Origin of the sequence: Vibrio sp. Isolate33 (genome assembly GCF_022397895.1) — a bacterium.
Classification (GTDB): Bacteria; Pseudomonadota; Gammaproteobacteria; order Enterobacterales; family Vibrionaceae; genus Vibrio; species Vibrio pomeroyi.
Genome location: NZ_JAKEUP010000036.1, coordinates 1 through 8,545 on the forward strand (window position 1 = coordinate 1; position 8,545 = coordinate 8,545).

Below are 8,545 nucleotides of genomic sequence, written 5' to 3' on the forward strand. Positions count from 1 at the left end.
TTATAAATGTAGGGTGAGAGTATTAAAGGATAATAACAGGGATGACTAACCCCTAATACTCTCTAAGTAGGTAATTGTGATTAGGTTATTACTAAACGCGATCCGCGCGGTAGCAAGTCACATCTACTTCAACCTTCACGTCTACAACTAGGTCGCAAACCATGCAGATACGAGCCGGTGGGTTAGCACCGAAGAACTCTTTGAATACCTTATTAAAAGATTGGAAGTAACGAGAATCCGTTAGCACAACCTTTACGTGCATTACGTCTTCTAGGCCGTAGCCCGCTTCAGTCATGATATCGACACAGTTTTGGATCGCTAGGCGAGACTGGTCAACAATACCACCCTCTACCACTTCACCATCTGTCATCGGTGTCTGGCCAGAAACGTACAGGAAACCACCCGCTTCAGTTGCGCGTGCAAATGGTAAATGTTGTCCGCCTGTACCTGTACCGCCTTCAACACCGTAACGTTTAATAGTCATTTTTTAACTCCACTTCTTTATAGATAATATTGGGTTTATAGATAAAACAGTTTCTATTCCAATATATTTAAATTAATTCGTCGTTTTCTTATTACTGTATATTTAATAAAATAATTAAATTCTAATTACGGTAAATAAAAACGCCTGAACGATTATTTTTCACTTTTCCTTTTTGGTAAGTTAACTCACCATTTACAAATACACTTTCTATTCCCTCAGCAACTGAAATAGGATTTTCAAATGTTGCTGTGTCTTTAATATTCTTTGGATCAAATAAAACTAAATCGGCAAATGCGTCTTGGCGAATCTCACCTCTTCCCGCGAGGTTGTAGCGCTTCGCAGACATTCCGGTCATTTTGTGAATCGCTTCTGGCAGCGCGAAAAGTTTTTCATCTCGGCAGTAGTGACCCAACACTTTCGGGAAGGTGCCCCACAATCTTGGATGTGGATGCGGATCATTCGGTAAACCATCAGAACCAACCATGGTCAGCTTGTATTTCAATACGCGCTTTACGTCGTTCTCATCCATGCAGTGGTAAACCGCACCTGCTGGTTGAAGCGCTTTTGCTGCGTCCATCAAGGGTAGGTTCATCTCATCAGCAATCTGCTTAAGCGTTTTACCTGCATGTTCTGGCTTTGCTTTAGACCAAGTGATGAAGATATCGAAATCGTCTGTCACCTGTTTCAAATCTAATGTCGAGGAGCTCGCTGAGTATGGGTAGCAGTCGCAAGACACATCTTGGTGCTCTGAAACCTTGTCCATCAAATCAAGTACTTCAACGGTTCTGCCCCAGTTGCCCGCACCTGCACATTTAAGGTGAGAGATAACAACGGGTACTTTCGCATATTGCCCAGTCTCAAACGCTTCTTCCATCGCGCTTAAGATCTCTTCGAATTCGGTACGCATATGCGTGGTATAGATGCCGCCGTGACTAGATAGCACTTTTGCTAACTGCATTACTTCATTAGCGTTGGCCTGTTTCGCGCTTGCGTATGCCAAACCCGAGCTCAAACCTAATGCACCTTGCTCCATCGCTAAATCAAGGTTGGTTTGCATTGCTGCAATTTCTTCTTCGCTTGCGGTGCGTTGTAGGTCGTCCATCACTTGGTTACGCAGTGTGGTGTGACCAACTAACGCTGCGACGTTCACCGCTGGTTGCGCTTGCTCTACGGCTTGTGCATACGCGGCAAAGGTTGGGTATTTGAAATCAGCCTGCGCGCCCAAAAGATTCATTGGATCTGGTGGATCGCCCGCCAAAACCGTTGGCGATGCGCTGATGCCACAGTTGCCAACAATCACGGTTGTCACACCTTGGCTAATCTTAGGTAGGCAATCTGGGTAACGAATTACATTGGTATCGTCGTGTGTGTGTACATCGATGAAACCAGGAGCCAATGCTAAGCCTGCTCCCTCAACCAATTGGCTACAATCTTCATGATCAATTTTGCCAATTTCGGCGATTTTTCCATCTCGGATTGCTACATCGGCACAAAACGATTGTTCGCCGGTGCCATCAAACACCTCTACATTTTTAATTATCGTATCGAACAACATTTCTCACTCTCTCAATCCACTTTGTTGATGGAGCTATATTAGAAATCCAGCCGATTATTTTCAGTGACAAAACACACATAATATTTTAATTTGTGTGATAGTTTCTATCACAAAACACATTACAGATATATTTAAACATTAAATAACAACCACTTAAATCATGTTAGGAATCAGCAATGAAACATAACCCTGCACAAAAAGATGTTATAAAGTATCAAAAAGATAGTTTCATCTTGACTGAAAAAGGCCAAAAAGGGAGAGCAGTATCACAATCTGAGAACGGTGTTTATCGACTGGTTGATGAAGAAGTTTCGCTTCCGGTAGCAATTATCAAACAATCAGCGTTGACCAATAACCTGAATTGGATGCAATCATTCGCCGATCATCACCAGGTTAAATTGTCGCCACACGGCAAAACATCGATGACACCTGATTTCTTCCGTCAACAGTTAGAAAATGGCGCTTGGGGAATTACCGTTGCGACACCTGCACAGGCAGAAATTGCAGCAATGGCAGGTGCAAAAAGAATCATCATGGCTAACCAATTGGTAGGTAAAACCAACATGGCGATCATCGAACAGCTTATTAGTGAGTTCGACGTTGATTTCTATTGTTGTGTGGATTCGTCAGTCAACGTGCAGCAACTCAACCAATATTTCGCCAACAAAAAGCAGACGCTAAAAGTGCTAATCGAGTTTGGTGTTCCGGGTGGGCGTTGTGGTTGCCGTTCACCTCAAGAGGTTCTAGAGCTGGCGCAAACTATCCAAGATTCGCCTGCACTTTCGCTAGCGGGTATTGAGGTATACGAGGGTGTGATTCATGGCGACAATGCCGAGCAAGACATTCGTACCTTCTTAAACCAAGCGCTCACTTCGGTCGAAAGCCTCGCATCAGACGGCTTAATTACCGGTCAACCTATCATTACGGGCGCAGGCTCGGCTTGGTATGACGTAGTGGCAGAATGCCTGGCGAACCTAACGGATTATTTAGCGATTATCCGCCCAGGCTGCTATGCGATTCACGATACTGGGATCTACCTAGATGCCCAAAGTAAGGTGTTGCAACGTGCGCAAGTCAACCAAGGTTACGCGTGTGAATTGGGTGGTGATTTAGAATCGGCACTTGAGGTGTGGGCGTATGTTATCTCTCGTCCAGAGCCAACCAAGCTGGTGGTTGGGCTAGGTAAGCGTGATGTTGCCTTCGATGCAGGTTTACCTATTGCCGAGCGCGGCTATCGCAATGGCGAAGCTATCTCAGTGAAAGGCTTAACTGCTACCGCGGTAATGGATCAGCATACTTTTGTTGAAACGGACGGTTCTGCTGAGATTGAAGTGGGCGACATGATTGCGTTTTCAACCTCACACCCATGCTTAACCTTCGACAAATGGCGCTACATTGCCATCAGCGATGACGATCATCAGGTCACAAACTGGGTAGAGACCTGCTTCTAGCTCGATTTTTCAATAAGCTAGAATCAGCGAAGCATTCAGATATACTAACGGGGCTAAGGCTTAGCCCCATCAACAAAGGATCAGGATTCTTGAGTTTAGAAGTAGATATCATTTCACAGATAACCGAGCGTTTTCCCGCTCTTCGTGATGCAGAGAAAAAAGTCGCTAAGCTGATCATGGACGACATTGATTTTGCAGCCAATGCCAGTATCACAGAGCTTGCTGAAGGTGCTCAAGTCAGTGAAGCCACGATAACCCGTTTTGCTAAGGCGATCGGCTGTAACAACGTTCGTGATATGAAGATCAAGCTTGCTCAAACCCTGACGGTGGGCCAGCGCTTTATTCTTGAACCGGTAAACCAAACTGGCTATCAAGGTATCTACGAATCGATCAAGCAGAGCCTAGACATCAACCGCACCTTGTTCAAAGAGCTAGACGTTGAAACTGCAGTGAGTTGGCTGCACAACGCCAGACAGATCATTGCGATCGGCATGGGTGGCGGCTCAACCATCGCCTCTCAAGAGCTGCAACACAGACTGTTCCGATTGGGTTATCCGGTTGTGTCGTACAACGATGGTTTAATGTCACGCATGGTTGCTGCCACGGCAGATGCCAATGATGTGATGGTGATGATTTCCGCGACAGGCTTTACGCCAGTGATCACCGAAACCGCCGAACTAGCAAAGCAATACGGGCTTAAGATCATCGCGATTACCCCGCAAGACACGCCACTGGCAAAGATTGCGAATATTGTTTTGCCAATCAAACACATGGAAACCGACTTTATCTACAAGCCATCAGCATCTCGCTACGCAATGCTGGCATTGGTGGATGTACTTTCAATGGGCATGGCAGTCAATCATAAGAACCGCTCGCGCGATAAACTGCGCCGCTTGAAGGTTGCTTTAGACTCCTACCGAGGTGGTGGCGACCGACAACCTCTCGGTGATTAAACGTTACCGAAACCAAGCTTCTCGCAGCTAAATCAAAATAGAATCTGAATTAAAAAGCCCCGCAGTATTCACTCAATCGAGTCGATACTGCGGGGCTTTTTGTTTGTGGATTTGCTAGAAATCACTCGCCTGAGTCAATTGAAGCTAAAATGAACTCGACTCGTTCCTCAACAGATAACTTAGGCACTTCCACCAGCTGATAACCAAACTGGGTATAAGCTACGACCATTTTATCGTAAGTGGCGATCGCTTCATCGAAATCTTGCTTGCGCTCTTGGTCATTGATGAAAATAGAGTCCCAAGGCGGGAAGATAAATACCTTGGCGTTGTATTCGAGTTCATTACAGCTATTTAGCAAGGATTCTGGGATAGGCAACGTCTCTAACAGGCTGTAACCGTATGAATCAACGATGCTTCTATCAAAGAAAACCGGCTGTTCACTCGATTCGAAGGCTTGATAATTGGCTAACTCTTCTCGCACCATCTCATCACGAAAAGCCACTTTGTCTAACCACGGTAAAGCGCTACCTTGTTGCTCAACTTGGTGCTGAATCACTTTACGCCCAACCTCTGGTGCGCAGCGATAGCCCTTGCTTTTCAAAGCGTCGATCACCGAGGTTTTGCCCGATCCCGGCCCACCCGTAAATACGATTAGATTGTTCAAATAGACCTCTTCAAAGGGGGAAAACAACGAAACGGACCTTAACGAAACCCAAGCTAACGAACCAAGGATAGAATGGACTTAAATTCGGGTGCGCGACAATCTTTAACTAGCTCGTATAAGCTCATTTCTAATCCCGTAATCTGGACACCAGCGTCCCGCAATCGTCTGATAGCCGATTTCTTATTCAATGCTGTTCGTGAACTAATGCAGTCACCAACTACCTGAACCTTGTAGCCAAGTTCCAATAAACCCATTGCGGTTTGATAAACACAAATATGAGCCTCAATGCCACACACCAACCACGTATCCACATCTTTAACTTGCACTGCTTCAACAAACTTAGGCTCGTTACACGCGTTGAACGTGAATTTCGGTATCGGCTTAGCGTCACTCAATAGGTCATTCAGCTCACTAACGGTTGCCCCCAACTTCTCTGGGTTCTGCTCCAAGCTAACAACAGGAAGACCTAAGACCTTCGCTCCTTCAATCAGCTTTCCACAGTTAGCAATCAGTACCTCGCTCTCATCAACAAGGCGTGCGAGCTTGCCCTGAACATCCACAACCACCAAGCCTGTCTTTTGTTTCGTTAGCATGTTTACTCCTTGTTTCGGGCAGCCTGATTAATTACGCAATCTGATGTGTATGCTTTCTACTATGTAATGATTCAGCTTACAAAGCCATACAGTAATACATAAAAGACTACGGAATAATAGTCATCAACGGTCGAAAGGTCGCAAAACAAAAATAATTGATACTGGCATGACATTAAAGAGTGAGTAAGAAAAATGAATAAGATAACGAAATCAGCATTAGCACTGGGCTTAATCAGTGCGGTTTCTCTTCCAGCTTTAGCAGCAGGTACTGACGGCGGCGCATACATTGGTGGCGGCCTTAGCGTCTACCAAGATTCAGATACAGATGGCGCGCCGAGCTTAGATTCTAGCGGCATGGGTTACAACCTATACGGCGGTTACCAATTCAACCGTATCGTTGGCGTGGAACTTGGCTACACAGATTACGCAAACTACAAAAACAGCACTGACAAGCTTTCACCAACGTCTATTTCTGTGTCAGCAAACCTAGGTTACACATTCGACAACACAATCCGCCCATTCGTATTGGCTGGTTTAAGCTCTGTCGACCTCAATGCGAATAGCGGTGCAGGATACGATGATGATAGCGGTACAGGTTTCCACTTTGGTGTTGGTGTTGAATACACGCCGGTTGAACACCTAACACTGCGCCTAATCTCGCAAGCAGATGCGGTAAGCGTAGATGACTACTCTATTGGAAGTAACGGCTCATTCAAAAGCGATGACCATACGCTTGCCTTCAACAGCATTAGCTTCGGCGGTTCATACAACTTCTAATGTGCTTGAGTCACATAGAATAAGCTGAACATACTAATTCACTTTGCTGTTCCACCTTGTCATGAAGGTCACTCAGTAAAGTGAATTTTTGTTTCTACACGCCTATCGCGTCATTTCACTTTAACCAGTTATCGCTCATCACCGCCCAATTGAGCTTTATGCGTTGATATTAGAGCTTTCTTGGTAGCGAGACTAAAATAAAGGGATAAGAGACGCAGGAAAACAAACCTATGAATCTACCAAGATTAAACATGTCGATAAACAAGCTGCCCTTTGTGTTGGCTGTGTATTATCTGCTTGTCATCAACATCCCTCTCTCCCAAGAGTTGCTTAGTATTGTTCAGGCATCTAAGTCTGAAAGCGTTGCGTTTCTTATATCCATCCCTATCTTCTTCCTTGCTGCCTTCAATTTTATCTTCCAAGTCTTCAATTGGCCGATATTCTCCAAGCCATTTTTTATCTTCTTGCTGATCACCTCAACACTCGTCAGCTACAGCATGTTCAGTTACGGCATCTATGTCGATTATGGGATGATAGAGAACGTCTTCGAAACCAATAGTGGCGAAGCAGCAAGCTATGTAAGTACCCACTCCATCTTATGGTTATTCGCGATGGGTATTATTCCGTCACTGATGTTACTGTTTACTGAACTTAAGCGAGAATCATGGAAAGATTTCTTTGTCTGGAAGTCGATTGGATTGCTCTCTTCATTGATTATTATCGCGATTATTGCAGGGCTGTTTTACAAAGATTATGTCTCGATTGGTCGCAATAACTCACACATCAAAAAGATGATCATCCCAACCGAATATGTGTCATCCGCAGTCAAATACATCAATAACACCTACATCAAAGAGCCTATCCCCTACCAAGAACTCGGGTTAGATGCGAAGCAAACACCGCAAGCTAAAGCGGCAACCAAACCGACCTTATTGGTGTTTGTGCTTGGTGAAACTGCGCGCGTATATAACTACCAATATCATGGCTATGAGAGAGAAACTAACGCTCACACCCAGCCTTACAACCCGATATTTTTCTCTGATGTTCAGTCGTGCGGAACAGCCACTGCGGTTTCTGTGCCGTGTATGTTCTCGAACATGAATCGCAGCAACTACGACCGAGACAAGGCTTACAACCAAGATAACGTGGTCGACATCATGAACCGCGCGGGCATTCACTCTATCTGGCGAGAACATGATGGTGGAGACAAGGCGGTTGCACACCGAATCAAAGAGATGACGCTCGTCGCCAAAGACAGCGACCCGTTGTGTAATAACGATGTGTGCTACGACACGGCTATGCTAGAGAATTTCGAGCAAGATACTCAAGATCTTAGCCAAGATAGCATCATCTTCTATCATATCGCCGGATCTCATGGCCCTACTTACTTTGAACGTTATCCAGAAGAACATAAGAAGTTCACACCTGATTGCGCTCGCGCCGATATTGAAAACTGTACCAAAGAGGAAGTGGTTAACACCTACGACAACACCATCTTGTACACGGATTTCTTCCTCTCACAGGCGATGCAAAAGCTTGAGAAACTGACCGACAAATACAACGTGGCATTGATGTATGTGTCCGATCACGGCGAGTCTCTGGGAGAAAATGGTGTCTACTTACACGGCATGCCTTACTCGCTAGCACCAAAGGAACAAACCCACGTTCCACTGATCTTTTGGATGTCGGATGGCTTTGCTGCTGAGAAAGGCATCAGTGACACGTGCTTACGTAAAGCAGGAAAAGAGCAAAGCTTCTCACACGATAATCTGTTCGACTCTTTGCTCGGACTAATGGACGTTCAAACCAAAGAATACCGAGAAAACCAAGACATCTTCGCACCGTGTCGTTAACTTCAACGCATTAATCACACACGCTTGATTAAAAAGGGACTCGTTTATGGGCTCCTTTTTTTGACCTTGTACCGTCCTAACTATGGTTGACACATTTCCAACATGAAATTGGAGAGTGTCATGAAAACAACAAGTAGACGTACTCAACGAGATTATTCTCTTGCCTTTAAATTGTCAGTCGTAACCCAAGTTGAAAAAGGCGAAATGACTTATAA

The 8,545-nt window shown here is 45.0% G+C and carries 8 protein-coding genes; 4 read left to right on the forward strand and 4 right to left on the reverse strand.

The genetic code is table 11. The features are described 5' to 3' along the window. Positions 1–91 precede the first annotated feature (91 nt). Complete coding sequence (locus L1D37_RS23770) at positions 92–484, reverse strand: RidA family protein (RefSeq protein WP_017065166.1); 393 nt, start codon at positions 482–484, stop codon at positions 92–94. 121 nt (positions 485–605) lie between these two features. Continuing rightward, positions 606–2,039, reverse strand: a complete 1,434-nt coding sequence (locus L1D37_RS23775) for a D-aminoacylase (RefSeq protein WP_102320915.1) — start codon at positions 2,037–2,039, stop codon at positions 606–608. A gap of 176 nt (positions 2,040–2,215) precedes the next feature. On the opposite strand from L1D37_RS23775, the gene L1D37_RS23780 reads away from it, so the two are divergent. Continuing rightward, positions 2,216–3,490 (forward strand): amino acid deaminase, encoded by a 1,275-nt coding sequence (locus tag L1D37_RS23780; protein WP_239849341.1) that lies wholly within the window; start codon positions 2,216–2,218, stop codon positions 3,488–3,490. A gap of 89 nt (positions 3,491–3,579) precedes the next feature. Next, complete coding sequence (locus L1D37_RS23785) at positions 3,580–4,443, forward strand: MurR/RpiR family transcriptional regulator (RefSeq protein WP_239849342.1); 864 nt, start codon at positions 3,580–3,582, stop codon at positions 4,441–4,443. A gap of 121 nt (positions 4,444–4,564) precedes the next feature. Here L1D37_RS23785 and L1D37_RS23790 read toward each other — a convergent pair whose 3' ends face one another. Together L1D37_RS23790 and L1D37_RS23795 are read right to left on the reverse strand one after the other, a co-directional pair. After that, on the reverse strand, positions 4,565–5,107 hold the full coding sequence (locus L1D37_RS23790; protein ID WP_239849343.1) for an AAA family ATPase: 543 nt from the start codon (positions 5,105–5,107) through the stop codon (positions 4,565–4,567). A gap of 53 nt (positions 5,108–5,160) precedes the next feature. Next, complete coding sequence (locus L1D37_RS23795) at positions 5,161–5,700, reverse strand: hydrolase (RefSeq protein ID WP_239849344.1); 540 nt, start codon at positions 5,698–5,700, stop codon at positions 5,161–5,163. A gap of 192 nt (positions 5,701–5,892) precedes the next feature. Between L1D37_RS23795 and L1D37_RS23800 the strand changes: the two genes are divergently transcribed. Together L1D37_RS23800 and L1D37_RS23805 are read left to right on the forward strand one after the other, a co-directional pair. Beyond that, the gene (locus L1D37_RS23800) at positions 5,893–6,477 is read left to right on the forward strand and encodes a porin family protein (protein ID WP_239849345.1); all 585 of its coding nucleotides are present in this window, start codon (positions 5,893–5,895) and stop codon (positions 6,475–6,477) included. Between the two features lie 230 nt (positions 6,478–6,707). Next, complete coding sequence (locus L1D37_RS23805; protein ID WP_239849346.1) at positions 6,708–8,330, forward strand: phosphoethanolamine--lipid A transferase; 1,623 nt, start codon at positions 6,708–6,710, stop codon at positions 8,328–8,330. Positions 8,331–8,545 lie beyond the last annotated feature (215 nt).

What these genes read in the sequence shown, in the direction of transcription:
- L1D37_RS23770 (WP_017065166.1), bottom strand. Translation starts at nt 484, where the DNA reads ATGACTATTAAACGTTACGGTGTTGAAGGCGGTACAGGTACAGGCGGA.
- L1D37_RS23775 (WP_102320915.1), bottom strand. Translation starts at nt 2,039, where the DNA reads ATGTTGTTCGATACGATAATTAAAAATGTAGAGGTGTTTGATGGCACC.
- L1D37_RS23780 (WP_239849341.1), top strand. Translation starts at nt 2,216, where the DNA reads ATGAAACATAACCCTGCACAAAAAGATGTTATAAAGTATCAAAAAGAT.
- L1D37_RS23795 (WP_239849344.1), bottom strand. Translation starts at nt 5,700, where the DNA reads ATGCTAACGAAACAAAAGACAGGCTTGGTGGTTGTGGATGTTCAGGGC.
- L1D37_RS23800 (WP_239849345.1), top strand. Translation starts at nt 5,893, where the DNA reads ATGAATAAGATAACGAAATCAGCATTAGCACTGGGCTTAATCAGTGCG.
- L1D37_RS23805 (WP_239849346.1), top strand. Translation starts at nt 6,708, where the DNA reads ATGAATCTACCAAGATTAAACATGTCGATAAACAAGCTGCCCTTTGTG.